The sequence below is a fragment of the Microcella alkaliphila genome (assembly GCF_002355395.1).
Classification (GTDB): Bacteria; Actinomycetota; Actinomycetes; order Actinomycetales; family Microbacteriaceae; genus Microcella; species Microcella alkaliphila_A.
Map to the genome: position 1 here is coordinate 135,815 of NZ_AP017315.1, position 25,280 is coordinate 161,094.

The 25,280-nt window shown below is 69.2% G+C and carries 25 protein-coding genes and 1 tRNA gene; 9 read left to right on the top strand and 17 right to left on the bottom strand.

Features of this window, described 5'->3' with window-relative positions; translation table 11 throughout:
* Nucleotides 1-127 precede the first annotated feature (127 nt).
* From CPY97_RS00630 to CPY97_RS00645, 4 genes are all read left to right on the top strand, one after another.
* Nucleotides 128-1,606, top strand: coding sequence for an MFS transporter (locus CPY97_RS00630; protein WP_096419937.1), 1,479 nt, complete (start codon nucleotides 128-130; stop codon nucleotides 1,604-1,606).
* A gap of 72 nt (nucleotides 1,607-1,678) precedes the next feature.
* Entirely contained in the window at nucleotides 1,679-2,188 is a 510-nt protein-coding gene (locus CPY97_RS00635; RefSeq protein ID WP_096419939.1) for a DUF2510 domain-containing protein, read from the top strand.
* A 43-nt stretch (nucleotides 2,189-2,231) separates the two neighbouring features.
* A complete protein-coding gene (locus CPY97_RS00640) occupies nucleotides 2,232-3,053 on the top strand; it encodes an isocitrate lyase/PEP mutase family protein (protein ID WP_096419941.1) in 822 nt (273 codons plus the stop codon).
* A 36-nt stretch (nucleotides 3,054-3,089) separates the two neighbouring features.
* Nucleotides 3,090-3,587, top strand: coding sequence for a DUF2510 domain-containing protein (locus CPY97_RS00645; RefSeq protein ID WP_096419943.1), 498 nt, complete (start codon nucleotides 3,090-3,092; stop codon nucleotides 3,585-3,587).
* 15 nt (nucleotides 3,588-3,602) lie between these two features.
* Here the strand turns inward: CPY97_RS00645 and treZ are convergent, their stop codons facing one another.
* The 9 genes from treZ to CPY97_RS00685 are packed head-to-tail and all read right to left on the bottom strand — an operon-like array spanning nucleotide 3,603 to nucleotide 15,298.
* Nucleotides 3,603-5,471: a malto-oligosyltrehalose trehalohydrolase gene (treZ, locus tag CPY97_RS00650; protein ID WP_096423241.1), complete on the bottom strand. Its 1,869-nt coding sequence runs from the start codon at nucleotides 5,469-5,471 to the stop codon at nucleotides 3,603-3,605.
* Between the two features lie 29 nt (nucleotides 5,472-5,500).
* The gene (gene treY, locus CPY97_RS00655) at nucleotides 5,501-7,927 is read right to left on the bottom strand and encodes a malto-oligosyltrehalose synthase (protein ID WP_096423242.1); all 2,427 of its coding nucleotides are present in this window, start codon (nucleotides 7,925-7,927) and stop codon (nucleotides 5,501-5,503) included.
* Nucleotides 7,924-10,137 (bottom strand): glycogen debranching protein GlgX, encoded by a 2,214-nt coding sequence (gene glgX / locus CPY97_RS00660; RefSeq protein WP_096419945.1) that lies wholly within the window; start codon nucleotides 10,135-10,137, stop codon nucleotides 7,924-7,926. The genes treY and glgX overlap by 4 nt, the downstream gene beginning before the upstream one ends.
* Nucleotides 10,138-10,190: 53 nt before the next feature.
* The gene (locus CPY97_RS00665; protein WP_096419947.1) at nucleotides 10,191-11,054 is read right to left on the bottom strand and encodes a prenyltransferase; all 864 of its coding nucleotides are present in this window, start codon (nucleotides 11,052-11,054) and stop codon (nucleotides 10,191-10,193) included.
* Nucleotides 11,051-11,395 (bottom strand): lycopene cyclase domain-containing protein, encoded by a 345-nt coding sequence (locus tag CPY97_RS00670; protein ID WP_096419949.1) that lies wholly within the window; start codon nucleotides 11,393-11,395, stop codon nucleotides 11,051-11,053. The genes CPY97_RS00665 and CPY97_RS00670 overlap by 4 nt, the downstream gene beginning before the upstream one ends.
* Nucleotides 11,392-11,748: a lycopene cyclase domain-containing protein gene (locus tag CPY97_RS00675; RefSeq protein WP_173826843.1), complete on the bottom strand. Its 357-nt coding sequence runs from the start codon at nucleotides 11,746-11,748 to the stop codon at nucleotides 11,392-11,394. The genes CPY97_RS00670 and CPY97_RS00675 overlap by 4 nt, the downstream gene beginning before the upstream one ends.
* A gap of 4 nt (nucleotides 11,749-11,752) precedes the next feature.
* On the bottom strand, nucleotides 11,753-13,321 hold the full coding sequence (gene crtI, locus CPY97_RS13510) for a phytoene desaturase family protein (RefSeq protein ID WP_419866127.1): 1,569 nt from the start codon (nucleotides 13,319-13,321) through the stop codon (nucleotides 11,753-11,755).
* Nucleotides 13,312-14,223: a phytoene/squalene synthase family protein gene (locus tag CPY97_RS13515; protein ID WP_173826845.1), complete on the bottom strand. Its 912-nt coding sequence runs from the start codon at nucleotides 14,221-14,223 to the stop codon at nucleotides 13,312-13,314. Before CPY97_RS13515 ends, crtI begins: the two co-directional genes overlap by 10 nt.
* A 4-nt stretch (nucleotides 14,224-14,227) precedes the next feature.
* Entirely contained in the window at nucleotides 14,228-15,298 is a 1,071-nt protein-coding gene (locus tag CPY97_RS00685) for a polyprenyl synthetase family protein (RefSeq protein WP_231923980.1), read from the bottom strand.
* Between the two features lie 22 nt (nucleotides 15,299-15,320).
* Between CPY97_RS00685 and idi the strand changes: the two genes are divergently transcribed.
* The gene (idi, locus tag CPY97_RS00690; protein WP_096419951.1) at nucleotides 15,321-15,860 is read left to right on the top strand and encodes an isopentenyl-diphosphate Delta-isomerase; all 540 of its coding nucleotides are present in this window, start codon (nucleotides 15,321-15,323) and stop codon (nucleotides 15,858-15,860) included.
* Here the strand turns inward: idi and CPY97_RS00695 are convergent.
* Nucleotides 15,842-17,878, bottom strand: coding sequence for an ATP-binding protein (locus CPY97_RS00695; RefSeq protein WP_096419953.1), 2,037 nt, complete (start codon nucleotides 17,876-17,878; stop codon nucleotides 15,842-15,844). The two genes, idi and CPY97_RS00695, sit on opposite strands and share 19 nt — an antisense overlap.
* An 83-nt stretch (nucleotides 17,879-17,961) precedes the next feature.
* On the opposite strand from CPY97_RS00695, the gene CPY97_RS00700 reads away from it, so the two are divergent.
* Complete coding sequence (locus CPY97_RS00700) at nucleotides 17,962-18,333, top strand: response regulator transcription factor (protein WP_096419955.1); 372 nt, start codon at nucleotides 17,962-17,964, stop codon at nucleotides 18,331-18,333.
* 21 nt (nucleotides 18,334-18,354) lie between these two features.
* On the opposite strand, the gene dcd is transcribed toward CPY97_RS00700, so the two are convergent.
* Nucleotides 18,355-18,936: a dCTP deaminase gene (gene dcd, locus CPY97_RS00705; protein WP_096419957.1), complete on the bottom strand. Its 582-nt coding sequence runs from the start codon at nucleotides 18,934-18,936 to the stop codon at nucleotides 18,355-18,357.
* Nucleotides 18,937-19,058: 122 nt separating this feature from the next.
* Between dcd and CPY97_RS00710 the strand changes: the two genes are divergently transcribed.
* Together CPY97_RS00710 and CPY97_RS00715 are read left to right on the top strand one after the other, a co-directional pair.
* Nucleotides 19,059-19,132: transfer RNA gene (locus tag CPY97_RS00710), tRNA-Gly, on the top strand.
* 159 nt (nucleotides 19,133-19,291) lie between these two features.
* On the top strand, nucleotides 19,292-19,531 hold the full coding sequence (locus tag CPY97_RS00715) for a hypothetical protein (RefSeq protein WP_096419959.1): 240 nt from the start codon (nucleotides 19,292-19,294) through the stop codon (nucleotides 19,529-19,531).
* Here CPY97_RS00715 and CPY97_RS00720 read toward each other — a convergent pair.
* Nucleotides 19,502-20,830, bottom strand: coding sequence for an ATP-dependent DNA helicase (locus CPY97_RS00720; RefSeq protein ID WP_096419961.1), 1,329 nt, complete (start codon nucleotides 20,828-20,830; stop codon nucleotides 19,502-19,504). The genes CPY97_RS00715 and CPY97_RS00720 overlap by 30 nt on opposite strands.
* A gap of 94 nt (nucleotides 20,831-20,924) precedes the next feature.
* Here CPY97_RS00720 and CPY97_RS00725 point away from each other — a divergent pair, with 94 nt between their 5' ends.
* Nucleotides 20,925-21,869 carry a hypothetical protein gene (locus tag CPY97_RS00725; RefSeq protein ID WP_150129151.1) on the top strand — a complete coding sequence of 315 codons (945 nt, stop codon included), beginning with the start codon at nucleotides 20,925-20,927 and terminating at the stop codon, nucleotides 21,867-21,869.
* 22 nt (nucleotides 21,870-21,891) lie between these two features.
* Here the strand turns inward: CPY97_RS00725 and CPY97_RS00730 are convergent, their stop codons facing one another.
* From CPY97_RS00730 to rpmB, 5 genes are all read right to left on the bottom strand, one after another.
* Nucleotides 21,892-23,877: a bifunctional copper resistance protein CopD/cytochrome c oxidase assembly protein gene (locus tag CPY97_RS00730; protein WP_096423245.1), complete on the bottom strand. Its 1,986-nt coding sequence runs from the start codon at nucleotides 23,875-23,877 to the stop codon at nucleotides 21,892-21,894.
* Nucleotides 23,878-24,110: 233 nt separating this feature from the next.
* Nucleotides 24,111-24,383, bottom strand: a complete 273-nt coding sequence (locus CPY97_RS00735) for an HU family DNA-binding protein (protein WP_096419964.1) — start codon at nucleotides 24,381-24,383, stop codon at nucleotides 24,111-24,113.
* 77 nt (nucleotides 24,384-24,460) lie between these two features.
* Complete coding sequence (rpsN, locus tag CPY97_RS00740; protein WP_096419966.1) at nucleotides 24,461-24,766, bottom strand: 30S ribosomal protein S14; 306 nt, start codon at nucleotides 24,764-24,766, stop codon at nucleotides 24,461-24,463.
* A 2-nt stretch (nucleotides 24,767-24,768) separates the two neighbouring features.
* Nucleotides 24,769-24,936 carry a 50S ribosomal protein L33 gene (gene rpmG, locus CPY97_RS00745; protein ID WP_096419968.1) on the bottom strand — a complete coding sequence of 56 codons (168 nt, stop codon included), beginning with the start codon at nucleotides 24,934-24,936 and terminating at the stop codon, nucleotides 24,769-24,771.
* Nucleotides 24,936-25,172 carry a 50S ribosomal protein L28 gene (gene rpmB, locus CPY97_RS00750; RefSeq protein ID WP_096419970.1) on the bottom strand — a complete coding sequence of 79 codons (237 nt, stop codon included), beginning with the start codon at nucleotides 25,170-25,172 and terminating at the stop codon, nucleotides 24,936-24,938. Before rpmB ends, rpmG begins: the two co-directional genes overlap by 1 nt.
* Nucleotides 25,173-25,280 lie beyond the last annotated feature (108 nt).

Here is a 25,280-nt window from a genome sequence, read left to right on the forward strand (position 1 = left end):
ATCAAGTTTGAGATTAGGGATGCCCGCTGTCAAGTCGAGTGGCGCAAACTTGCGTCACGCAGACTCAACTCTCAGGAAGTTCGCGTCGCGCTACCTCGTGTTTACCGCGCGGCAGTAGCGTGAGCGCATGAGCGAGAAGCCGCTCGACGACGACGTCGAGAACGCAGCAACCGTCAGTGCCCGCACGCCGAGCGTTCCCCGAATCGGCCACACGCGGGCCATCGGCACCGTCGGGCAGGGATCCCTCGCCGAAACTCCGGTACCCAAATCAATGGTGCGCGCCTGGGCGCTCTGGGACTGGGGCTCGGCCGCCTTTAATGCTGTGGTCACCACCTTCGTGTTCAGCACGTATCTCGCCAGCCAGCTATTCGTCGACCCCGCGATCGTGGAGGCCGCCGGCGGTGACATCACCGAGCCGGGGCTCCAGGCGGCTCTCGCCGCAAACTCCACCGTCATCTCGGGCGCACTCACCATCGCGGGCGTGGTGATCGCGGTCCTCGCACCCGTCCTCGGCCAGCGCTCCGACGGATCCGGCAAGCGCAAACTCTGGCTCGCGATCAATACGTTCCTGGTAGTCGCAGCCATGGCGGCGATGGTCTTTGTCGCCCCGATCCCGGCCTACATCTATCTCGGCGCGGCCCTCCTCGCGGTTGGCAACATCTTCTTCGAGTTCGCGAGCGTCAACTACAACGCCATGCTTGTGCAAGTCTCAACCCCGTCGACCGTAGGCCGCGTCTCGGGCTTCGGCTGGGGAATGGGTTACGTCGGCGGCATCGTGTTGCTCGTCGTGCTCCTCGTGCTGTTCATCCAAAACTTTGGCAGCGACACCGGCAACGGCCTGCTCAACGTCCCCTTCGGTCGCGACGGCGGGGCCCTCGACGTGCGCTTCGCGATCCTCGCCTCCGCCATCTGGTTCGCGATCTTCGCCATTCCCGTTCTGCGGAAGGTGCCGGAGATTCCCGCGCGCGAACGCGAGAACCGGGTCAGATTCTTCGGCAGCTACGCCCAACTCTGGAACACCGTAAAGCGGCTCGCTGCAAAGAACCCCAACGTGCTGCTGTTCCTCTTCGCCAGCGCGATCTTCCGCGACGGGCTCGCCGCCGTCTTCACGTTCGGCGCCATCATCGCCGCCGTCGTGTTCGGCTTCAGCTCCTCCGAAGTGCTGTACTTCGCCGTCGCAGCGAACGTCGGCGCGGGCATCGGCACCTTCCTCGGCGGATGGCTCGACGACCGGTTCGGCGCCAAGCGCGTCATCATCGGCTCGCTCATCGGCCTCGTTGCCGCTGGCAGCGCCATCCTGTTCATCGGCGACGCAAAGATCGGTTTCTGGATCGCCGGCCTGTTCCTCACCCTGTTCGTCGGCCCCGTGCAGGCGGCGAGCCGCTCGTTCCTCGCCCGCATCACGCCCCCCGGCCGCGAGGGCGAAATCTTCGGCCTCTACGCCACCACCGGTCGCGCCGTCAGCTTCCTCGCGCCAGGCCTGTTCACCATCATCGTGGGAGTGACCGAGAACACGCGCTTCGGCGTCATCGGCATCGTACTCGTATTGCTCGCGGGCCTTCTACTCATGCTTCCCGTGAAGCCGAGGCAGGAAGTGATCGACTAGGGGCCTGCCCCGCGCGACGATCTGCAGAGAACCGGCACCGAGCATCCAGGATTCTGGGCGCACAATGTCGTCGTGACGACGTACCCGCACCCGCACCTCGACAACCTCGACGAGGACGACCCGAACCGCCCCGGCTGGCAGCCCGACCCCGAGCGCGACGGGTGGGAGCGCTGGTGGGACGGCCAGCAGTTCACCCAGTGGGTGCACAGGTCGCCCCGGCCCGGCGCCGCGTTCGACCCCAACTGGAAGCGGGCCTTCTGGCCCGGCCCGAATCGGGATGCCCGCATCGCCCGCTACGGACTGGTCGCCACCCTCGCCACCTTCTTCGTGCAGGCATGGATCACCACCGCCGAGGTGGTGGGCCTCGGCTTCGTCGACCCGCCCGTGATCATCGCGTCGATCGTCGCGGCCTCCCTCGCCGCCGTCATCACCGCCTTCTACGGCTACCGCGGCATGAAGCGCGCCGACCCTCTGGGTGGACGCGCGTCGGCCGTCGCCGCACTCACCGTCGCGGTCGTGTTGGGGGCGACGCCGCTGTCGTTCCTGCTCGCGTACGCGCTCATGGGGTTCCAGCTGTACTGAATCGGCCCTGTCGCCGGCCCGCCCGCCGTGACAGGGTGAGGGCATGAGTGATGCCGCTGACCTGACGCCGCCCACCACCGCCGACAAGGCCGCCGCCCTCGCTGCGCTGCACGTGCCCGGCGATCCGCTCGTCGTCGTCAACGTGTGGGATGCCATGACGGCGCGCATCGTCGCGCGCACTCCCGGCGTGCGGGCGCTCGCGACCGCCAGCCACTCGATCGCCTACGCGCTGGGGGTGGAGGACGGAGAGGGCATGAGCGTCGACATGGCCTTGGACGCGGCGCGACGGATCACGGCGTCGACCGAGCTGCCCGTCAGCGTCGACTTCGAACGCGGCTACGCACCGGATGCTCGGGGCGTCGGCGAGAACGTCGCGCGCCTCATCGAGGCGGGTGCCGCCGGCATGAACATCGAAGACTCACTGGCCGGGGCGACGAGCGAGCGTCGGCCGCTCGACGAGGCGGCGTCTCGGGTCGCCGCGGCGCGGGCCGCAGCCGACACCGCGGGAGTTCCGCTCGCGATCAACGCGCGCACCGACACGCTCGCGGGCAGCCCCGACAACTGGAGCGAGGCGATCGACCGGGCTAACGCGTACGTCGACGCCGGTGCCACCAGCATCTTCATGCTCGGCCTTCGGGACGAGCAGATGGTGGCCGACGCCGTCGAGAAGGTGCGCGCACCGATTGCGGTGTTCGCGCATCCCGGATACCTGCCGATCAGCCGCCTCGCCGAGCTGGGCGTGGGGCGCATCTCGTTCGGGCCGCAGATCCTCGGGCTGACCCTCAGCCACTTGGCCGACGCGGCGGCTCAGCTGACGGCGCACGGCGACTACCCGGCCGAACTGTCGTACCGCTACAAGCTCTAGCGGGAGGCGCTCAGCGCCGGGCGGCAGAATGGCGGCGTGGCGCACGACGAACGCGATGAGCTCGACGAGTTGGATGACCCGAACGCTCCGGGCTGGCAGCCCGACCCCGAGCGGCCCGGCTACGAGCGGTGGTACGACGGCGCGCACCTGATCGGGCCGCCGAAGAAGGAACCCGACCCATTCTCGGCGTTCAGCCCCGCCGTCACCCGCTCGCTGCGCCCCGGCCCGAACCGGGATGCGCGCATCGCCCGCTGGGGGCTCGTCGCGACGGTCGCCGGCTTCGCCCTGCAGCAGGTCGTCGCCGGCGGGTTTCTTACGGGGCCCGGCGTCGAGCAGATCAGCGTGATCCTCGTCGCACTGGCGATCGCCGCGGCGGCCGCCATCGTCACGGTCGTGTTCGCACTGCGGGCGCTGAAGCGCGCGCCGCAGCTCGGCGGGCGCGGCGTCGCCACCGTCGCCCTCGTCGCCGCGCTGCTGCTCGGCCTCGCGCCGACCCTGCTGCTCTTCGCGATCGGCATCGGCGGCGGGGTGTAGCCGCGGCAGGCTCAGTCAGCGCAGGCGCACGACCGCGGCGCTCCACGGTGCGAGGGTGATCGACGCGGAGGTGTCCGTCGCGGGGGCTCCCTCCGCCGGCGGCGCGAGGCGGGCATCCGACGTTGTCGAGAACAGCAGGCGCGGCGGCTCGTCGCCGGGGCTACCCGGCAGGGCAATCGTCGCCGGCTCGGCGAATGCGACGCAGACGCTGACGAGGCCACCCGCCGCGGCGGTCAGTCCGGCTCCGCGATCGAGGCGGAACCACGCAAGGGGGTAGTCGGCGGCCGCGGTCGCCGGCCCCGACGCGCTCGCCGCGTGCACGAAGCGGGGGTCGGTCAGCTCGGGCACGGCCTTTCGCAGCGCGATGAGGTCACGGTGCAGGGTGAGCAGGCGGCGATGCCGGGCGGTGCCCTCGTGGTCGGGGTCGATCTCTGCCCAGTCGAGGCGCGAGCGTGTGAACGTGTCTGGGTCTTGCGGGTTCGGCACGACCGACTCGTCCCAACCCATCTTCACGAACTCGGCGAGCCTCCCCTCGGCTGTGGCCTTCCCGAGCTCGGGCTCGGGGTGCGAGGTGAAGAACTGCCACGGGGTCTGCGCGCCCCACTCCTCGCCCATGAACAGCATCGGCGTCGAGGCGCTCGTCAGGTTCAGCACCGCGAGCACGGCGAGCTGCTCGTCGCTCAGGGTCTGAGAGAGCCGGTCGCCGGCGGCGCGGTTGCCGATCTGGTCGTGGTTCTGCGCGCAGGTGACGAGCCGCCAGAACGGCACGTCGAGCGGGATCGGCGCGCCGTGGTCTCGCTCGCGGAAGCTCGAGTAGGTGCCGTCGTGGAAGAAGCCCCGCGTCGAGGTCTTCACAAGCGCACCCGGGTCAGCGAAGTCGGCGTAGTAGCCGGCCGTCTCGCCCGACACGACAACGTGCATCGCGTGGTGGTGGTCGTCGCTCCACTGCGCGGTGAGCCCGTAGCCGCCGGCCTCCCGCGGCAGGATCAGCCGCGGGTCGTTCATGTCGCTTTCGGCGATCAGCGTCAGCGGGCGTCCGAGGTGGGCGCTGCGCGCATCCGTCTCGACGGCCATCGCCTCGAGAATGTGGTCGTCCGGGTCGTCCACGAGTGCGTGCACGGCGTCGAGCCGCAGGCCGTCGACGTGGAAGTCGTCGAACCACATCGCGAGGTTGTCGAGGATGAACCGGCGCACCTCGGGGGTGTCGACCGCGACCGAGTCGCCCCACGTGTTCGCCGAGCCGTCGCGCAGGTAGGGGCCGAAGCGCGGCAGGTAGTTGCCCGAGGGCCCGAGGTGGTTGTAGACGACGTCCTGCACGACGCCGAGCCCGCGGGCGTGGCAGGCGTCGACGAAGCGGCGGTAGGCGGCCGGCCCGCCGTAGCCCTCGTGCACCGTGTGCCACAACACCCCGTCGTAGCCCCAATTGTGCGTGCCGTTGAACCCGTTCACGGGCAGCAGCTCGACGAGGTCGATGCCGAGCTCGACGAGGTGATCGAGACGGCCGATGGCGGCGTCGAGCGTGCCGTCGGGGGTGAAGGTGCCGAGGTGCAGCTCGTAGATGACGCTGCCGGCCAGCTGCCGGCCCGTCCAGTGCTGGTCGCGCCACTCGTGGGAGGCCGGGTCATCGACGGCGCTCAGCGCGTGGACGCCGTCCGGCTGGCGCCGCGACGCCGGGTCCGGCAGGGGATGCTCGTCGTCGTCGAGCAGGAACCCGTAGCGGTCGCCGACGCGCAACGCCTGCTCGAGGGCGAACCAGCCGCCGGGCTGCGCATCCATGTCGATGCGCTCGGTCACGCCGTCTCGCTCGCGATGCAGGCGAACAACGGATGCACGGGGCGCCCACACGCGCACCGCGCGATCGCGCGCCCCCGCCCCGTCGAGCACCCCGTGCCGTGCGGACGTCACGGCCGCGCTCACCGCTCCGCCTCCAGCAGCAGCGCGACCGGGTAGGGGCGCAGCACGTCGTCGAGGCGCAGCTCGCCGCCGTCGTAGTGGCGGCCGGTGAACACGTCGATGACGGGGCGATGGGGCAGGACGATCACGGTGTCGCCGAAGCCGCCCCGCGCATCCAGGCCGACGGGGAGCCGCGTCGCGATCGCGACGGCCCCGCCACGGTCGAGAGCGACCGCGTGCCGGGCCGCCTCGCCGATGACGGGCAGGGGCGCGTAGCGGGTGAAGAGTTCGGCGCGGTCGCGGCGGGCCCGCAGCGCGCGGCTCGTGACGAGCAGCTTCGCGGCGCCGCTCGCGTCGACATCGGGCAGCCAGCCCTCGTCGAGGCGGGCGAGCAGCGCACGGCGCTCGTCGTAGTCGACGGGTCGGCGGTTGTCGGGGTCAACGAGGCTCGTCTCCCACAGCTCGCTGCCCTGGTAGACATCGGGCACGCCGGGGCCGGTGAGCTGCAGCAGCTTCGCGGCGAGGCCATTCGACCAGCCAGCGGAGGCGATCGCGGCCACGAAGTCGGTGACGAGGTCGGTGAGCTCGCCGCCGCCGAGCACGGTGTCGATGGCGGCGTGCATCCGGTCTTCGAAGTCGGCGTTGGGCTCCGTCCAGGTGGTCGAGGTGCCGGCCTCGCGGGCTGCCTTCTCGGCGTAGGCGTGCGCGCGGTCGGCCTCCACGGGCCACGCGCCGACGAGGCTCTCCCACAGGAGGTTCTCGAAGGGACCGTCGCCGAGGGGAGCGCCCTCGCGGAGCGCCACGAGCAGGGTTTCCCAGGCGTCGGGCACCTCGGCCAGCACGTGGATGCGCGCACGGGTGTCTTCGCCGCGCTTCGTGTCGTGCGTGCTGAGCGTCGTCAGCGAGGCCGGGTAGGCGGCCTGCCGCATGGCTTGCCGTCGGTGGAACTCGTCGACGTCGACCGAGAACTCGGCCGGGTCGGCGCCCACCTCGGTGAGCGAGGCGAGCCGGCTGACCCGGTAGAAGGCGGTGTCTTCGACGCCCTTCGCCATAACCATGCCGCTCGTCTGCTGGAAGCGACGCGCGACCGGCTGGTCGGGGTCGGCGAGCAGCGGCTCGAGCGCGGTGATCGCGGCGTCGAGGTCGGGGCGCGAGCGCCGAGCGGCCGCGACCGCCTCGGCGAGGTGCTCGGCGCCGACCGGCAGGTACGAGCGGTAGACGGGGAAGCACGCGAGCAGTTCGGCGAGCGCGTCCGCCGCGCCGTCAATCGGATGCTCACCCGACGCTGCCGCCGGAAGCTCCCGTTCCAGCCGCAGCACCTCGCTGCGCAGGATCGTGTCGGCGACCTTCCGCTTCGTGCGACGAATCAGCGCGTGCCAGTCGAGTGGGGTGTCGTCCCCGCGCAGGGTCGCGTCGAGCGCGCCCAGCGCTGCCCGGCCCGCCGGGTCGACGAGCACGCGGTCGATCGACGCGAGCGCGTCGTAGCCGGTCGTGCCGGCGGCCTGCCAGGCGACGGGCAGCTGCTCGTCGCCCTCGAGGATCTTCTCGACCCACACCGGCGCGTGGTCGGTGACCTCGGCGAGACGGTCGAGGTAGCCGCCCGGGTCGAGCAGTCCGTCGGGGTGGTCGACCCGGATGCCGTCGGCGAGTCCCTCGCGCACCCAGCGCACGATCTCGCGGTGACTCTCGTCGAATACCGCGTCGTTTTCGACCCGGATCGCCGCGAGCGTGTTGACGGCGAAGAACCGCCGGTAGTTGAGTTCGGCGTCGGCGCGGCGCCAGTGCATGAGTTCGTAATGCTGCGCGTCGAGCACCGCCTGGATCACGGACGGCGCCGTCGGGTCACTGTCGGTTGGCGGGATGCTGCCCTCGCGCAGCGGATACACCGTCTCGTACACGCGCACCGCCGGCCCCGGCTCGGGCTGCGCGAGCGCATCGCCCCCCTCGTCGCTCGGGACCCCGTCGGGCAGCAGCGTCACGTGCCCGTCGGCGATGACCTGCGGCAGCTCGTCGCCCAGCACCGGAAGGCGCACGCGGCCCGCGCCGAACGCCCAGTCGACGTCGAACCAGGCGGCCGCCTCGCCAACGGCTCCATCGCGAAGCAGGATCCACCACATGCGGTTCTGCGCCGGGTCGGCGACTCCGACGTGGTTCGGCACAGTGTCGACGAGCACGCCGAGCTGCTCGGCACGGGCGGCGCGCACCGCGCGCTCGAAGCCGGCCGCTCCCCCGCGCTCACCGTCAACCGATCCGTGGTCAACCACGTCGTAACCGTGGCTCGACCCCCGCGTCGCCTGCAGCAGCGGCGACAGGTACAGCCAGTCGGCGCCGAGCGAACGCACGTAGTCGGCGAGCGCCGCGACCGCGTCGAGGTCGAAGTCGGCCGTCACCTGCAGCCGGTAGGTGGAGACGGGAAGGCGTGGTCCGCGTCGCGTCTCCGCGGTCACGATGTGCTCGCAGAGCTCGCCGACGGGGTCGAGATGGCGTCGATCGGCACGGTTGACAGCGACGCGGCGACCGCGTCGTCGACCACGATCTCGGGCTCGATCCACTCGCGCAGGACGACGAGGCTGATGCCGTCGAGCGGCATGGTGTCGCCGGCGCCGAGCAGTGGCTCGCCGTCGATTCCGCTCGTGTCGATGAGGCGCTCCCAGCGGGTGCCGTAGTCGCTCGGCGGCAACGTGACCGAGACCTGCTCGGTGTGGGCCGAGAAGTAGACGAGGAACGAGCGGTCCACGATGCGCTCGCCCCGCGCATCCCGTCCGCTGATGCCGCGACCGTTCAGGTACACGCCGATCGATCGGCCGAAGCCGGACTCCCAGTCCTCCGGGTCCATGGCGCTGCCGTCGGGGCGCAACCACGCGACGTCGGGCATGGGCTCACCGGCGCCGCGACGAACGGGGCGGCCGTCGAAGAACCGGGTGCGACGGAAGGTGGGATGCTCGCGGCGCAGCCGTGTCAGGGAGCCCACGAATTCGATGAGCGCCGCATCCGCCTTCGCCCAGTCGATCCACGACAGGGCCGAGTCGTGCGCGTACACGTTGTTGTTGCCACGCTGGGTGCGGCCGAGCTCGTCGCCGTGGGCGATCATCGGCACCCCCTGGCTGAGCAGCAGGGTGGCGAGGAAGTTGCGCACCTGCCGCGCGCGCAGAGCGTTGATGATGGGGTTCGCGCTCGGCCCCTCCTCGCCTAGGTTGTACGAGCGGTTGTGGCTCTCGCCGTCTTGATTGTTCTCGCCGTTGGCCTCGTTGTGCTTCTCGTTGTACGAGACGAGGTCGCGCAGGGTGAAGCCGTCGTGCGCGGTGACGAAGTTGATGCTCGCGACGGGGCGGCGGCCCGAGTGCTCGTACAGGTCGGCCGAGCCGGTGATGCGGCTCGCGAACTCGCCGAGCGTGCCCGTCTCGCCGCGCCAGAAGTCACGCACGGTGTCGCGGTACTTACCGTTCCACTCCGTCCACTGCGGCGGGAAGTTGCCGACCTGGTAGCCGCCGGGGCCGATGTCCCACGGCTCGGCGATGAGCTTCACCTGCGACACGATCGGGTCCTGCTGCACGAGGTCGAAGAAGGCGCTCAGCCGGTCGACGTCGTAGAACTCGCGGGCGAGCGTGGCGGCGAGATCGAAGCGGAAGCCATCCACGCGCATCTCGGTCACCCAGTAGCGCAGCGAATCCATGATGAGCTGCAGCGAGTGCGGGTGGCGAACGTTCAGGCTGTTGCCGGTGCCCGTGTAGTCCATGTAGTGCTGCTCATCGCCCTCGACGAGCCGGTAGTAGGCCGCGTTGTCGATCCCCTTGAGGCTGAGCATCGGCCCGAGGTGGTTGCCTTCGGCCGTGTGGTTGTAGACGACGTCGAGGATGACCTCGATGCCGGCGGCGTGCAGCGCCTTCACCATCGACTTGAATTCCTGCACCTGCTGGCCGCGGTCGCCCACCGACGAGTAGTCATTGTGCGGGGCGAGGAACCCGATCGTGTTGTAGCCCCAGTAGTTGCGCTTACCGGCGTCGACGAGGTGCTTGTCGTGCACGAACTGGTGCACGGGCATGAGTTCGATCGCCGTGACGCCCAGCTTCTTCAGATGGTCGATGATCGCGGGATGCGCGATGGCCGCGTACGTGCCGCGAATCTCTTCGGGGATGTCGGGATGCGTCTGCGTGAGGCCCTTCACGTGCGCCTCGTAGATGACGCTCTCGGCATAGGGGATGCGCGGGTGGCGGTCTCCGGCCCAGTCGTAGAAGGGGTTGATGACGACCCCGAGCATGGCGTGCGGGAGCGAGTCATCGTCGTTGCGCGCATCCGGGTCGCCGAAGCGGTAGGGGAAGAGCGATTCGTCCCAGTCGATCTCGCCGTGCACCGCTTTCGCGTACGGGTCGAGCAGCAGCTTGTTCGGGTTGCAGCGCTGCCCCGACTCGGGATCGTAGGCGCCGTGCACGCGATAGCCGTACAACTGCCCGGGCTGCACGCTCGGCAGGTAGGCGTGCCAGACGAACGCGTCAACCTCGATCAGCTCGACGCGCGTCTCGACGCGAGTTCCGTCGTCAGCCTCGTCGATCAGGCAGAGCTCGACGCGCTCGGCGGCCTCGCTGAAGAGGGCAAAGTTCGTGCCATTGCCGTCGAACGTGGCTCCGAGCGGGTAGGGGGTGCCGGGCCAGGTGTGCATTCGGGGCTCCTCGCGGGTGGTGGTGGCACCAGGCTAGGGGGTCGCCCCGCAGGTCACGCTCCGATCACCCAGTAGATCATCAGCATTGTGACGACGGCACCCGCGAGGAAGTTCAGCAGCAAGAAGCGCCGCCAGCCGCGGTTGGCGTCTTCCGCCGTCGCGTCGGTGACGTTCCACCACTGCGCCGTCGACACGGCGTAGGGCAGCGCCGCGATGGCCGCGAGCGGTCCCGGCCAGTCGGTGCCGAGCAGCAGGAGTCCGGCGAGCACGTAGGCGACGACGGCGAGCCTCGTCGTGGCGCGAGCGCCGATGACGGTGGCGATCGACGCGAGCCCGCCCTCGCGGTCGGCGATCACATCCTGTACCGCCCCGAAGGCGTGGCTCGCGATGCCCCAGAGGAAGAACGCCCCCAGAATCAGCCACAGGGCTGGCGTGAATTCAGCGCCGGCGAGCACCAGGCCGTAGACGGCGGGGCTCACGAAGTGGGTGCTCGAGGTCACCGAGTCGAGGAAGGGCTTCTCCTTGAACCGCAGCCCCTTCATCGAGTAGGCGATGACGGCGAAGACGCTGATGGCGAGCACGAGCCAGCTGAGCGGATCGCCGACGCTCACGAGGTAGACGAGGAACGGCACGTTGGTGACGAGCGCCGCAATCAGGGTCGTGCGGTGCAGCGAGGTGTCGAGCAGCGCCCCCTCGACCCCGCCCTTGCGGGGGTTGCGCAGGTCGGACTCGTAGTCGAACACGTCGTTGATGCCGTACATCGCGAGGTTGTACGGAATGAGGAAGTACACGGTGCCGATGATCACCACGAGGTCGATCTCGCGCGTCGTCAGGAGGTAGGCGGCCGCGAAGGGGAAGGCCGTGTTGATCCAGCTGAGCGGCCGCGAGCTGAGGGTCAGCTGCGCGAGCGTGTTCACGAGTCCTTATTCTGCCGCGCGTCGCCGGCCTCGGCGCCCGCCTCGCGGGTGCGGGTGGGCAGCAGATGCCAGACCGCCGGCAGGAGCACGAGCGCGGCGACCGTGTAGGCGAAGTCTTCGATCGGGGCGACGCCGATACGGATCCCTGAGATGAGAGCGTCGTCGTAGTCGACGATGCCGGTTCCGATGATCACGTTGTCGAAGATGGCCGTGAGCGCGATGAGCAGGATGCTCGCAAGCCCCACCGCGCGCCAGTTCGGTGAGCGCCGCGCCAGCACCGCGGCGACCCCCACGACGGCGACGACGGCGAGGAAGACGATGTTCAACAGGGTGTAGGTCACGACGTCACAACCCCGGCGCTTCGTGACGCGCGGCGCCAGCGTCCGCCCAGCCAGTCGACGGCGGCGAGGTAGGCGTTCATCGTGTTGTAGCAGAGCAGGATGAGGAAGAAGACCTCCTCGATCGGCAGCTCGGGGCCGATCAAGACACCCGTCAAGAAGTTCGTCGAGCCGCGGAAGAAGATGCCGAGGGCGATGCCGAAGACATCCCACACGAGGAAGAACGCGACGCCGAGGGGCAAGACGACAGCGGCTTTCCGCCAGTCGCGCCAGAAGAACAGCCCGAACCGTCGATCGAGCATCACCATGCCGGTGATCGCGATCGACAGCGCGATCAGGTAGCTGAAGCCGATCATGACGCTAGACGGTGGTGACCGTTGGCTCGAGCGGCTCGGGCAGCGGTTCGGTCGAGGTGTCGCCGCGTAGGCGCTTCACCAGCACCTCCGCACTGATGAGACACATCGGCAGACCGATGCCGGGGATCGTCGAGTAGCCGGCGTAGTACAGGCCGCGCACCTTCTTGGAGACGTTGCCCGCGCGGAAGAACGCCGACTGCTTCAGCACGTGCGCGGGGCCGAGCGCTGTTCCCCGCCAGGCGTTCACGTCTTCGGCAAAGTTTCCGGGTCCGTACGTGCGGCGCACGACGATGCGGTCGGCGAGGTCGGGGATTCCGGCCCACTCGCTGATCTGCGCGATGATGCGGTCGGCGTAGGTCTCGAGCGGGGTGTCGCCATCGCCATCGACGTCACCGCGACCGAACGACAGATCGGCGGGAGCCGGCACGAGCACGAACACGTTCTCGTGGCCCTCGGGCGCCACCGAGGGGTCAACGCCCGACGGCTTGCAGATGTACAGCGATGCGGGGTCGGGCCACGACGGGCTCTCGCCGAAGATCTTCTCGAAATTCTCGCGCCAGTCGGCGGCGAACAGCAGCGTGTGGTGCTCAAGCTGCGGCAGGTCACCCTCGACGCCGAGATACATGAGCAGTGCGCTCGGGCCAGCCGTCGCCTTCTGCCAGTACTGCTCGGGGTAGGTCTGCCGCTCCTTCGGCAGCAGGGCCGTCTCGGTGTGGTGCAGGTCGGCTGCCGCGACGACGAGGTCGGCCTCAATGATCTCGCCGTCCTCGAGTTGCACGCCCCGTGCATCCCCCGTTGCCTCGTCGACCATGATGCGAGCAACCGGCGCGTTCAGGCGCAGCTCGGCGCCCTGGTCTTCCGCGACCGCGGCGACGCGCTCGATGAGCTTCGCGAAGCCGCCCATCGGGTACAGCACGCCGTCGGTCAGGTCGAGGTGCGACATGAGGTGATACATCGCCGGGGTCAGGAACGGTGACGAACCGAGGAACACGGCCGGGTAGCCCAGGATCTGGCGCAGGCGCAGGTCGCGGAAGCGTCGCCCGACGAAACTGTCGAGGCTCTGCACGAGCATCGTCATGAGCTTGCCCGAACGCTTCAGCACGTCGCCCCGCAGGAGCGGACCAATCGACTCGAAGCTCGTGTACAGGAAGCGCTTCTTCGCCATGACGTAGGTGTCTTCGGCCGAGTCGAGGTAGCGCTCGAGCTTCGCGCCCGCGCCCTTCTCGATCGACTCGAACAGCGCCACGTTGTCGGCGCGGTTCGCGGCGATGTCGGTCGGCCGGTCGAAGCCCTCGGTGATGACGCGGTAACCAGGGTCCAGCTGAATCAGCTCGAGCTGCTCGGCGGTCGAGGTGCCGCAGAGCTTGAAGAAGTGGTCGAACACCTCGGGCATGAGGTACCAGCTGGGCCCAGTGTCGAAGCGGAAGCCGTCGACCGACCACGAGCCGGCGCGGCCGCCGAACTGGTCCCGCTTCTCGACGAGGGTCACGCGATGGCCGTCGCGGGCGAGCAGCGCGGCCGACGACAGGCCAGCGATGCCGCCGCCGATCACGACGACGCGGCTCACGCGGATGCTCCGATCGCCGACGCCGGCGCCGGTTTCGGCGGGCGCGGGGTGCGACCCGCGGCGGCCTGCGCCAACAGACGAGCCTTGACCGCCGTCGGCACGCTGATGCGGGCGCGAATCAAGGTCTCGGCGGGGGTTCTGCGGATGCGCTCCCCCAGTTCCTGGAAGAGGCTCTGCGCGAGCGCCACGGCGCGCCGGCTGCCGGCCGGAAGCTCGGGGATCACGGCGGCCGAGACGCGCAGGTCATCGTCGATGTCGTCGAGCAAGCGGTGCTTCTCCTGTTCGGTGAACTGGTCGACGCGGATTCCCGGGAAGTAGCTGCGCCCGAGCGTCTCGACGTCGGCCGCGAGGTCACGCAGAAAGTTGGCCTTCTGGAAGGCGGCGCCGAGGGCGCGGGCTCCGCGCACCATGCGCTCATTCTGGTCGTCGGTGACGGGGTGATCCTGAAGGAATGCCCGCAGACACATGAGGCCGACGACCTCGGCCGAGCCGTAGACGTAGGTGTCGAAGCTCTCCTGGTCGTGCTCGGTGTCGGTGAGATCCATGCGCATCGAGTGGAAGAAGGGCTTCGTCAACTCGGTGCCGAACCCCGTCTCGCGGGCCGTGCGGGCGAAGGCGTGCACGACGAGATTCGTCGAATACCCGGTACGGATCGCCTGCTCGGTGTCGGCCTCGAACTCGTCGAGGTACCGGCCGGCCGCGGCGGTGTCGAGCCCCGCTTCCGCCACGCCGCCGTCGACGATCTCATCGGCGACGCGCACGAGCGCGTAGATGTTTTCGACGTGCTGGCGCACGCCGGGCTCGAGCAGGCGCGAGGCGAGCCCGAACGACGTGGAGTAGCGGCGAATCACCCGGCCCGCGATCTCGTCGGCGACGCGGTCGTACAGAGAGAGGCGCATCTCGGTCATGGGGTCACTTCACTCGATCGAGCACCTCGGCGGCAACCGGGTGCAACTCGTCGCGCAGGGCGGCGGGAATGTACGGCTCGGCGAGGCGCGCCAGCGCGCGCTGCGCGTAGTCGCGCGCGAGGTTCTCGGCGAAGGCCCGCGCGCCGCACACGGCGAGCAACTCGCGGGCCTCCTCGGCCTCCTGTTCGGTGAGATCGTGCTTGCCGATGAGGTCGCAGAGCCGCGCCCACGCCGGAGTCGAGCAGGCGAAGGCCACCAGGACGGTGCGCTTGCCCTCGCGGAGGTCGCCGATGGTCGTCTTGCCGGTCGCGCCCGGCTCGCCGAAGACCCCGAGCACGTCGTCGATGACCTGGTAAGCGATGCCGATCTCGCGCCCGAACGCGCCCAGCGTGTCGATCGCGTCGCGGGATGCGCCGGCCAGTATCGCGCCGGCCTGCAGCGGCGTCTCGAACGAGTAGACGGCCGTCTTCAGCCGCTCCATCGTCAGGATGTCGTCGACGAGCGGCATGCCAGGGTCGATCGAGAAATCGACGTCGATGAGTTCGCCGGCGGCGGAGGCGAACATGGCCTCATCGAGCACGTCAGCGAGGCGGTCGCGGGTCTCGGCGTCCGCGCCCGAACGGTCGAGCAGGCGGTACGAGTTGAACAGCGCCAGGTCGCCCGCGATGACCGCGGCGGACACCCCCCGGTGTTCGGCGATGTCTTCCGAGGCGCCCCGGTCGACGGCATGGTCGCGGTAGGCGCCGGAAATATTCGGGATGCCACGGCGCACGAAATCTCGGTCGATCACGTCATCGTGCACGATCAGAGCCGTGTGCAGCAGCTCGAAGGCTGCACCGACGTAGGCGGCAGCGTCGAGATCGCGTCCACCGAACCCGCAGTAGGCGGCCATGACCATCCGAGGGCGGAACCGCTTGCCGCCCTGGGTGTTGCGCTCGAGCAGGCCCCACAGGTGGAGATAGTGGTCGCCCAGGGGCTCGGCACGCTTCTTGGATAGGGTGAAGAAGCGCTCCAAAACAGCGTCGACGAGTGCCGCTCGCTCATCAGCGATGGCCACAGCGTCGTGTCGTTTCACCCCAGCAGACTAGCGCGGCCCCATGAGCGAAACCCCCGAACTCGTCGTCCTTCTCGCTGACGACGGAACCCCCATCGGCACCGCCGAGAAGGCGACCGTTCACACGGCGGACACTCCCCTTCATCAGGCGTTCTCGTGCCACGTTTTCGATGACGCCGGCCGGGTGCTGGTGACGCGCCGCGCCCTGTCGAAGAAAACCTGGCCGGGGGTGTGGACGAACAGCTTTTGCGGCCACCCCGCGCCGGGGGAAGACCTAAGCGAGGCCATCGCGCGGCGGGCCGAGCGCGAGCTCGGGCTGGCCGTGAGCGACGTCCGGGTCGCGCTCCCCGACTTCCGTTATCGCGCGGTCGACGCGTCTGGGGTCGCCGAGAACGAAATCTGCCCCGTGTACACGGCACGAGCATCCAGTGACCCGCAGCCGGCCGCCGATGAGGTCGCGGAGTGGGCCTGGGTCGAACCGGACGCCCTGCGGAGCGCGGTCGCCGCCACCCCCTTCGCCTACTCGCCCTGGATCGGCTGGCAGCTGGCCGTCTGGCCGGGTGACTACTCCCCGGAGGCCTGAGGCATCACGGGAACGCTCGCCGTGGGCGGGGCGGGGAAGGTCTCCCGGGGTAGCAGAACGCGCGCAAGCGTTCCGGTCCCCGTCGGCTGCGGCTCCAGCGTGATGCGTCCTCGCAATCGCTCGTCGACGAGCGCCTTCACGATGGGAAGCCCGAGGCCCGTGCCCGGAGCATCCCGGTGCGACTCGTCCTGAATGCGATAGAAGCGCTCCCACACGTGCGGAAGGTGCTCGGCCGGGATTCCCGGACCGCGATCACCGATCGTGATCTCGACGCCATCGCCAGCCGGGCCGAGACCCACGGTCACTGTTCCCCCAACGGGGCTGAACTTCACCGCGTTCGACAGCAGATTCGCAATGACGCGCTGAACGTCCTGGCGCACGAGCACAACCGGGACGGGCTCATCGGGAAGGGAGGTTTCGATGACGATCTGACGCGCCGGGTACAGGCCCCGCGCGTCCTCGGCCGCCAGCTCGATGAGATCGCGCAGGTCAAATTCGGACGCCGCGCGCCGGATCGTCGCGGAGCCCGTCAGTCTGCTCAGCTCGAGCACGTCCTCGATGACGTCGGCGAGGCGGCGCGCGTTGCGGTCGATCACGTCCGCGGCCTGCTGGGCCTGAGCGCCGAGCGCCTCGTCGGCCAGCTGCTCCGAGAATCCCATGATCGCCGTCACCGGGGTGCGCAGCTCGTGGCTGACGGAGGCGATGAAGTCGTCCTTCTGCTGGTTGAGGTCGCGCAGGCGAACGAGCGATTGCACGACGGCGTCTTCACGTTCCTGGCGGCGCGTGACGTCAGACATGACGATCGTCACGATCGCGGTGCCTCGCGACAACGGGCGCGTCGAGACCTGCGCGTCGAAGCGGCGATCGTCACGCGTGAGTTCTGCCTCGCCGGCTTCCCCGCTGCGCAGCAACGCGTCAAGGCCACGATTGCCCAGCACCGGCTGACCCGGAACAAGGGGGATTCCCGCCTCGAACCACTCAGGAGGCGCGGATTCCAAGCCCAGTGCGGCGAGCGCGGCGCGGTTGATGCCGCGAATGACGAGTCGAGAGTCATCCGTGTGCTCGGCGATCACAATGCCCGACTCGGCATTGACGATGCCGCCGCGCAGCAGCTCCTCCTGCGCCTCCACGCGCACGAGGGCGCGCCCCCAGTCGTTGCGGGCGCCCGAGACGAAGAGAGCGGCGAGGGCGTGCACGATGAGGAACCCCTGCAACAGGAGCACCGTGGTGCGCTCTCCCGTTGCGATGAACGGCGCAAAGGGACCTCCTCCGAGCACCGTGAGGATCGTGGCGGCGGTGGCCAGCACGAGGATTTCCGCCGCCACAACGACGGCGGGCAGCCGGAACGCCGCCCACAGCAGCGCGATGAGCGGCAGGTACGCGATCGGCAAGTCGCTCGTCGGAGAGAACACGAACCAGGTGATCAGCGCGAGGACGGCGACCTGCGCCACCACCTCTACGGGATGCACGCGTCCGTGAGTTCGCGGAGAGAGCACGAACAGCGGCAGCACCACGACGAGCGCCGAGAAGTGCGAGGCGAGAAGGGAGAAGAAGGCGACCTCGAGGGGCCGGTCGGCGACGATGAAGGCCGTCACGCCGCCGATCGCGGAGAATACGCCGGACCCCACGATGCAGGCGACCAGGAAGCGGGCGATGTCGGAAACGCCGTCGAGTCGGGCCGCAGCCCGGCCCCGGGTGAGAATCCACGCGACGACCCACGCCTCGACAGCGTTGCCGATGCCGTAACCAACGGTGAGGCCCCATTCACGGCCCGCCAGGGTGTTTGCCGCCATCGCGGCGAACAGGATGCCCGTCGCCGCCAGAAGGCGTGTTCCCCGAGAGACGAGCAACGCCGCCGCGCCCAGCCCAGCTGCAGGCCACCACGCGGCGATGGCAGCGCCTGCGGGACGCAATTCGACCGAGAAATAGCTGATGATCCCCGCGAGCACGATGAGGGTCGCGACGACCGTGCGCCTCGCGGCCGGCCGCCCGAACCCGACCGCCGTCGTGAATGCCACGAACCATCCTCCCCCGTACGGGCGGGTCCCACCCCGAACCGTGCGTTTCTGAGACTAAGGTGTGAAGGGGGAAAGAGAGAACAATGGCGCGCATTCTGATCGTCGAAGACGAGCCCGACGTGCTCCTCTTGCTCGAGAATCGAGTCAAGGGGGCAGGGCACGACGTGGTCAGCGCTACAAATGGTGAAGAGGGTCTCACGCTGTTCGCCACCGAGAAGCCCGACCTCGTTGTGCTGGACTGGATGATGCCGCGTCGCGACGGCATCGACGTGTGCGAAGAGATTCGTGCCTCCGACCCCGACCATCGCACGAAAGTCCTGATGTTGACCGCTCGTTCGCAGCAGAGCGACGTCGACCGCGCGATGGAGGCGGGCGCGGACGACTACATCGTGAAGCCGTTCAGCTCGCGTGACCTGATCGAACGCATCACCGCCCTGCTGGTTCCAGCCGGGTAGCGCCGTGCGAGGGCCCGCCGACTACCGCTCGATGTCGGTGCGATGAAAGTTCTGCCACGACCGCGAGGCTGTCGGGCCCCGCTGGCCCTGGTACCGGTTGAGGTATGCGCCCGTGCCGTACGGATTCTCGGCGGGCGAGGTGAGCCGGAAGAAGCAGAGCTGGCCGATCTTCATGCCGGGCCACAGCGTAATCGGCAGTGTCGCGACGTTACTCAGCTCGAGGGTGACGTGACCGCTGAAACCGGGGTCAACGAACCCGGCCGTTGAGTGGGTCAGCAGGCCCAAGCGCCCGAGAGAACTCTTGCCCTCCAGCCGCGCGGCGACGTCGTCAGGCAGGGTGACCGTCTCGTACGTCGAGCCCAACACGAACTCGCCAGGGTGCAGAATGAACGGCTCGTCGGGCTTGGCCTCCACCAGGCGGGTCAGTTCGGGCTGCTCGACCGCGGGATCGATGAACGGGTACTTGTGGTTGTCGAACAGCCGGAAGAAGCGGTCGAGCCGAACGTCGACACTCGACGGCTGCACCATCGACGTGTCGAGCGGGTCAAGGCCGATGCGGCCCGAGTCGAGTTCGGCCCGAATGTCGCGGTCGCTCAGCAGCATGAAGGTCAGCCTAGCGAGGGATGAGTAGACTTGGTGTGCGTGCAACCGACGCCCGGGACGGGCGTCGGCGCTGGGGTCGCGGCGACGACCAGAAATGGTCGTCGCTCATAGCTCCACCGCGCGGGGATGTAGTTCAATGGCAGAACTTCAGCTTCCCAAGCTGATAGCGCGGGTTCGATTCCCGTCATCCCCTCCATTCAGCCATCTCACAGCAAACCGCCGCGCCTCCCGCACCGAACACGGTGCGAGAGGAGGGCGCAATGTCAATTACCACGCGTCCGGCGGCGAGCGGGGGCTCGCACCGCCGCATCGTGCCGAGCGGGGGCTCGGCACGACCATCGCGTCGCCGGCAGCGATGTCTGCCGTGCTGCTGCTGACGACGCCGGCTCTCCTCTGGGGGTTACTCCTGCTCGCGAGCGCGGCACTGAAGGATCCGGGGCTGGGGGGCCTCGGTGCATCCACACTGCTGCCATTGGGTGTGGCGAGCACCGTCGGACTCGCAGGCGCCACGGGGGTTGCGCTCGCGAGCCGTTTCGCCGCGCCCGCCGATGAGCCTGCCGCTCCGCTATTCGGGGTCGACCACTCGAACCACTGACCCGCGGTCGATCACCGGCTCGGCGTCCGCCATGAACCGGCGCACGTCGTGGTCGACGATGATGTCGCTCGGTCGCAGCGGTCGTACGAGGTGCAGGCCCTCCAGCGAGCGGATGCGTGACAGCGCCACATACGTCTGGCCGGGCGCGAAGGCACGCGGCCCCAGGTCGATGATCGCGCGGTCGTAGGTCTGGCCCTGCGACTTGTGAATCGTGACCGCCCACGCGAGCCGCAACGGGAACTGCGTGAACTCGCCGATGACATCCTTCGTGACCCGCTTCTGGGCCGACGAGTAGGTGTAGCGGAACTTCTCCCACGTGGCGGGGTGCACCTCGTGGCTCTCGCCGTCGACCTCGATGAAGACGGTGCGGCCGATGCGCTCGACGGTTCCGAGGCTGCCGTTGACCCAACGGGGGGCACCGTCGCCGGCGGTGTCGTTGCGCAAGAACATCACCTGGGCGCCCACCTTCAGCTGCAGCGCCTCGTCGGCCGGGTAGCCGCCGCGGCCGCCGAACTCGCCGACGACGTCGGCGCGCGCCGTCTTCACGTCGCCGGGGAGGCGCGCGAGCTCGCGACCGTTGATGCGCGTCACCGTGGCGTTCGTGCTGGCGAGGGTCAGCACCCCCTCGTTGGGTGCCGGTCGGGCCCCCGCCTCGTTGAGCGCGCGCCCGATCTCGGGTGTGACCTCACCGTGCCGCACGGCGGTCAGCATGTGGCGAAACGCCTCGTCGCGTTGGCGATGAATTGTCTGCAGCTCGACGATGCGCAGCTCGGTCTCCCGCCAGACGCGCGCGTCGAAGAACCAGATCGAGCGGTAGTGGTCGGCGTAGTAGGCGCGCTCCCCCTCGTCGCGCCCCGGCACCGGCGCCAGCTGATACGGGTCGCCGAATAACACGACCTGGGCGCCACCGAAGGCTTCGCGGGGGCGTGCGCGGGCGCTGCGGAGGCGCCGATCGATCGCATCCATCAGGTCGGCGCTCACCATCGACACCTCGTCGATGACGACCGTGTCGACGCCGCCCAGGAGGCGCCGCAGGTGCGGGGCGTCGTCGAGGTCGGCGTCGGCGATCAGCCCGATCGGGAGGCGAAACAGCGAGTGAATCGTCTGGCCGCCGACGTTTAGCGCCGCCACTCCGGTTGGCGCGCACACGACGACCGTGCGATCGGTCTGGGCGAGGAAGGCTTCCAGAAGCGTCGACTTGCCCGTGCCGGCGCGGCCCGTCACGAAGACGTGGTCGCGCGTCGACTCGATCAGCTCGATGACGGCGCGCTGCTCATCGGCGAGGGTGGGTGCGCCCACGAACGCAGACGAAGCAGTCACGACACCTCCGGGATAGGGGTTTCAGCGTAGCCGGGGCCGCGCCCCGGTGCGGGCCCCCGCCTAGGCTGGGCGCATGTCGCGCGGAATGCTGATCGGGGGAGGAGTCCTTGCCCTCGTGTCGGGGCTCACCGCCGCCGCGCTCGCCGCCCTCGTGATCGTCGCCGAGACTCCGGAGGCGCACGTCGAACGCTACCTGGCGGCGCTGGCCGACGACGACCTGCTCGCCGCAGCTCAGTTCGCCGGACTGGAAACGGGTGCGCCCCTGCCCCTCGGCGACGAGGGGACACCCACGACGGTCCGCGTCGTCACCGCGCAAGACCGCGCCGAGAATCGCGTCGCCGTGACCGCCGTGTACGGGGGCGAGTCGGACCCCGCGACCGTCATCTTCCTGCTCGAGCCCGACGCGCGCCTGCTCGGGGTGATCCCGCAGTGGCGGTTCGTCGCGCCTCCCGTCGCGCGCATCCCGGTCGGTAGTGACAACCACGATCGTGTGCGCGTCCCTGGGCGGACGGTGACCACCTCGGGGCCGGGGGCGACCAGCGAGGTCGCCGCGTTCATCCCCGCCCGCGTGTCGGTGACGAACGCCGAGCCGTTCCTCGACGCGCCATCGCGGGTGATCCGGCCGCGGTCGGTTGACCCGGCCCCGGTCATCCTGCAAGCACAGCCCTCCGACCGGCTGGTGCGCGAGGTGCAGCGGCAGGTGACCGAGCTGCTCGATCAGTGCGCCGAGCAGACCGTCCTGCAACCGGCGGGATGCCCGTTCGGTCGCGTCATCGACGACGACCGCGTGCTCGACCGGCCGCGGTGGGAACGTGTCGACGAGCCGCGCGTCGTGCTCAGCCGAACAGCGAACGCGGGGCGGTTCAGCCTCGAGGCGTCGGCCACCATGCAGATCACGGCGGAGGTGCAGTCGCTGTTCGACGGCAGCATTACACGCCTCGTCGACGACGTTCCGGCCGAGATGCTCGGCGTCGTCGCGCTCGGGCCGGACGGGCCCGTCGTTACGGTCTACCCGTAGCCAGGAGCAGCGCGCGGTCGACCTATCCGTCGGCCCGGCCGTCGCGGCCCGCGCGCTGGGCGAGCATCGCGTTCCACGCCACGAGCTCGGCGTCGCCGTCGCGGTCGGCCTGACGGTCGCGACGCTTCGTCTCCTTCTTGTCGGCGCGTGACCACATCCAGACCACCAGCATCGCGAGCGTCAGGGTGGGAATCTCGCCGACGCTCCAGGCGATGCCGCCGCCGCGCTGCTGGTCGGCGAGTGGGGTGATGCCCCACTCCCGGCCCATCGCGCCGTACCACTCAGGCAGCAGGAGGCCCGTGCCCGACAGCAGGAACAACCCGAAGAACGCGTGGAACGCCATCGTCGCCATGAGGATCAGCAACCGGATGGGGTACGGCGGCCGGTAGGGCGCCGGGTCTTCGCCGATCAGCGAGTTGACGAACAGGTAGCCAGACAGGAGGAAGTGCACGATCATCCACTGGTGGCCGAGGTGATCGGTCACGGCCCACCGGAACAGCGGCGAGTAGTAGAAGACCAGAAGCGACACGGCGAACACGATCGAGGCGACGATCGGGTGCCCGACGAAACCCGCCCACTTCGAGTGCACGATCGCGAGGATCCACTCGCGGGGGCCGCGCGAGCCGTCTTTACGGGCGCGGATCGCGCGGGCCGCGAGCGTCACCGGCGCCGCCAGCACCAGCATCACCGGAATCGCCATCGACAGCACCATGTGGCCCAGCATGTGGATGCTGAACAGATACTTCTCGTATACCGCCAGCCCCGAATTGGTCACCAAGAACAGGGTGATCATGCCGAGCGTCCACAGGATCGTGCGGTGAATCGGCCACCGGTCGCGGCGGCGAGCAAGACGCACGGCGCCCGCGAGGTAGAAGAACAGGCCGAAGGCCGCAAGGAGCGTCCACAGCAGGTTGAGGTCCCACTCGGTAGCGAGGCGCCACCACACGAACTCGGGCGGCAACGGCGACCCGGTGAGCAGCTCGGCGGGCGTCGGATCGGGCAACTCGGTCACGGGCACCTGGGGCGCGGGCGTCGCCGTGCGCCCGAGAGCAGACGCCAGGCCCATCGCGACACCCATCACCGTGAGCTCGGCGACGACGATCGTCCAGAAGCCGAGCCCCGGCCGGGGTGACGCCTCGACCCGGGCGATGACCGCGCGGCGGTAGCTGGCGCCGACGATGCCGAGCGCGACGAGTGCGGCGGATTTGGCGATGACGAGCATCCCGTATTCGGTGCCGAGCCCCGCGAGGTCGCCGATGCGCAGCTGGGCGCTGACGAGGCCGGAGGCGGCGACCACGATGAACGCGATCAGCGCGAGGGTCGAGTAGCGGCGCAGTACCGTGGGCATGTCGTCGCCCAGGGGCCGCCGCAACAGGATCAGCGCGAGCAGCCCTCCTACCCACACGGCGGCGAACACGCTGTGCAGAAAGACGGCGGTGACGGCGGCGTCGTGATCAGCGGTTCCGCCCGCGTGCCCGGTCTGCGCGACCGGCCAGAGAGCGGCGACGGCGAGCAGACCCACGACCGCCACCAGGCTCGGGTGCCGCAACACGAAGCAGAGCACCGTCACGACGGCCGCCATGAGCGTCGTGGCGAGCCACGCGCGACCGAGGTCGACCTCGCCGAAGAAGACGCCGAGCACGCGCCCGAACTCGGGCTCGAGGCTGATCGGCTGGGTGAAAACGGTCAGGAAGGTGAAGAACCCGGTGACCGCACTCGCGAGCGTCCAGACCGCCGCGGACCCGGCGGCGATATCGAGGGCGCGGCCATAGGCGTCGCTCTGGATGCTCAGGGCGATCAGGGCGAGCAGGATCGCGCCGATCGCGCCCGCCGCCCCGAGATTCACCAGCAGCTTGCCGGCGGGAAGACCCCAGCGCACGACCGCGCCCGGGTCGCTGAACAGCGGAGCGTCGGCGCCGCCACCGTACGCGAGCCCGGCGACGAGGGCGATCGTGCCGCCCACGAGCAGCGCGGCGACACCGAGTGCCGACCAGGGGGCGCGGCGCAGCCACGGCGACGAATCGTGCGGGGTGCCCGTGTCTGGCACGGTGGTGTGCGTCGCTGACGCGGTCACCGCATCCCCCCTTCGCGCTGTGTGAAACCGGCGTGTTCAGCGTACTGGAGCGGTGCTTCGCACCAGCCGGGAACGCAACGAGGCGCCCCCGCCCGTGAGCGGGAGCGCCTCGTGTGGGCGGCGCCGTGCGTGATGCGCGGTGCCGAGAAGCCCGAAGGCCTCGAGAGTTACTTGACGGCAGCCTTCAGCTTGCTGCCGGCGCTGACCTTGACGCCGTTCGACGCGGCGATCTGGATGGTCTCACCGGTCTGCGGGTTGCGGCCGGTACGAGCGGCACGCGACGTGCGCTCGAACGACAGCCAGCCGGGGATGGAGACCTTGGTGCCACTGGCGACAGCGCCGGAGACGGTCGAGAACAGACCATCGAGGACGCGGTTGACGTCAGCCTGGCTCAGGCCCGACTCAGCAGCCACAGCGGCGACGAGCTCGGAACGGTTCATTGTGTCCTCCTCGGACCTCAGGATTGTTCAGATAGATCCCGCGAATTCGCGAGAACTCGCGGGAATCGCCCCTGAAACTACCAGCTTGACTTCGTGATGCCGGGCAATTCGCCACGGTGCGCCATGTCGCGGAAGCGAACACGGGAAATGCCGTACTTGCTGAGAACACCGCGGGGACGGCCGTCGATGGCGTCGCGCGAGCGCAGACGAACCGGCGACGCGTCGCGCGGAAGCTTCTGCAGCGCCTTGCGGGCCGCCTCACGCGACTCGTCGGTGCCGTTCGGGTCGACGAGGGCCTTCTTCAACTCGAGTCGCTTCGCGGCGTACCGCTCGACGATCACCTTGCGCTGCTCGTTGCGCGCGATCTTGCTCTTCTTCGCCATGGTTAGCGCTCCTCGCGGAATTCGACGTGCTTGCGGACAACCGGGTCGTACTTCTTCAGCACGAGGCGGTCGGGGTCGTTACGACGGTTCTTGCGGGTCACGTAGGTGTACCCGGTACCGGCGGTCGACCGAAGCTTGATGATGGGACGGACGTCCTGCTGCTTGGCCATTAGATCTTCTCCCCGCGAGCGATGAGGTCCTTGACGACCGACTCGATACCGCGCGCGTCGATCACCTTGATGCCCTTGGCCGACAGCGTCAGGGTGACGTTACGGCGAAGCGAGGGCACGTAGTAGGTCTTCTTCTGGATGTTCGGATCGAACCGACGCTTCGTGCGGCGGTGCGAGTGCGAGATGTTGTGCCCGAAACCAGGGGTGGCTCCGGTCACCTGGCAGACGGCTGCCATGGGTCCTCCAACTATTCGGCTACCGTACGGCGACGGCCGTACCCAAGGTCACTTGTCGGCACGCGAGACCCGCCGTATCCGCTCCAGTAGCTGGTTGAGCGGGGCGAG

Excerpts from the sequence above, each read along its gene's own strand:
- CPY97_RS00630 (WP_096419937.1), top strand. The coding sequence starts at position 128 with ATGAGCGAGAAGCCGCTCGACGACGACGTCGAGAACGCAGCAACCGTC.
- CPY97_RS00640 (WP_096419941.1), top strand. The coding sequence starts at position 2,232 with ATGAGTGATGCCGCTGACCTGACGCCGCCCACCACCGCCGACAAGGCC.
- glgX (WP_096419945.1), bottom strand. The coding sequence starts at position 10,137 with ATGCACACCTGGCCCGGCACCCCCTACCCGCTCGGAGCCACGTTCGAC.
- CPY97_RS00675 (WP_173826843.1), bottom strand. The coding sequence starts at position 11,748 with ATGATCGGCTTCAGCTACCTGATCGCGCTGTCGATCGCGATCACCGGC.
- CPY97_RS13515 (WP_173826845.1), bottom strand. The coding sequence starts at position 14,223 with ATGACCGAGATGCGCCTCTCTCTGTACGACCGCGTCGCCGACGAGATC.
- idi (WP_096419951.1), top strand. The coding sequence starts at position 15,321 with ATGAGCGAAACCCCCGAACTCGTCGTCCTTCTCGCTGACGACGGAACC.
- CPY97_RS00700 (WP_096419955.1), top strand. The coding sequence starts at position 17,962 with ATGGCGCGCATTCTGATCGTCGAAGACGAGCCCGACGTGCTCCTCTTG.
- dcd (WP_096419957.1), bottom strand. The coding sequence starts at position 18,936 with ATGCTGCTGAGCGACCGCGACATTCGGGCCGAACTCGACTCGGGCCGC.
- CPY97_RS00715 (WP_096419959.1), top strand. The coding sequence starts at position 19,292 with ATGTCTGCCGTGCTGCTGCTGACGACGCCGGCTCTCCTCTGGGGGTTA.
- CPY97_RS00725 (WP_150129151.1), top strand. The coding sequence starts at position 20,925 with ATGTCGCGCGGAATGCTGATCGGGGGAGGAGTCCTTGCCCTCGTGTCG.
- CPY97_RS00735 (WP_096419964.1), bottom strand. The coding sequence starts at position 24,383 with ATGAACCGTTCCGAGCTCGTCGCCGCTGTGGCTGCTGAGTCGGGCCTG.
- rpsN (WP_096419966.1), bottom strand. The coding sequence starts at position 24,766 with ATGGCGAAGAAGAGCAAGATCGCGCGCAACGAGCAGCGCAAGGTGATC.
- rpmG (WP_096419968.1), bottom strand. The coding sequence starts at position 24,936 with ATGGCCAAGCAGCAGGACGTCCGTCCCATCATCAAGCTTCGGTCGACC.
- rpmB (WP_096419970.1), bottom strand. The coding sequence starts at position 25,172 with ATGGCAGCCGTCTGCCAGGTGACCGGAGCCACCCCTGGTTTCGGGCAC.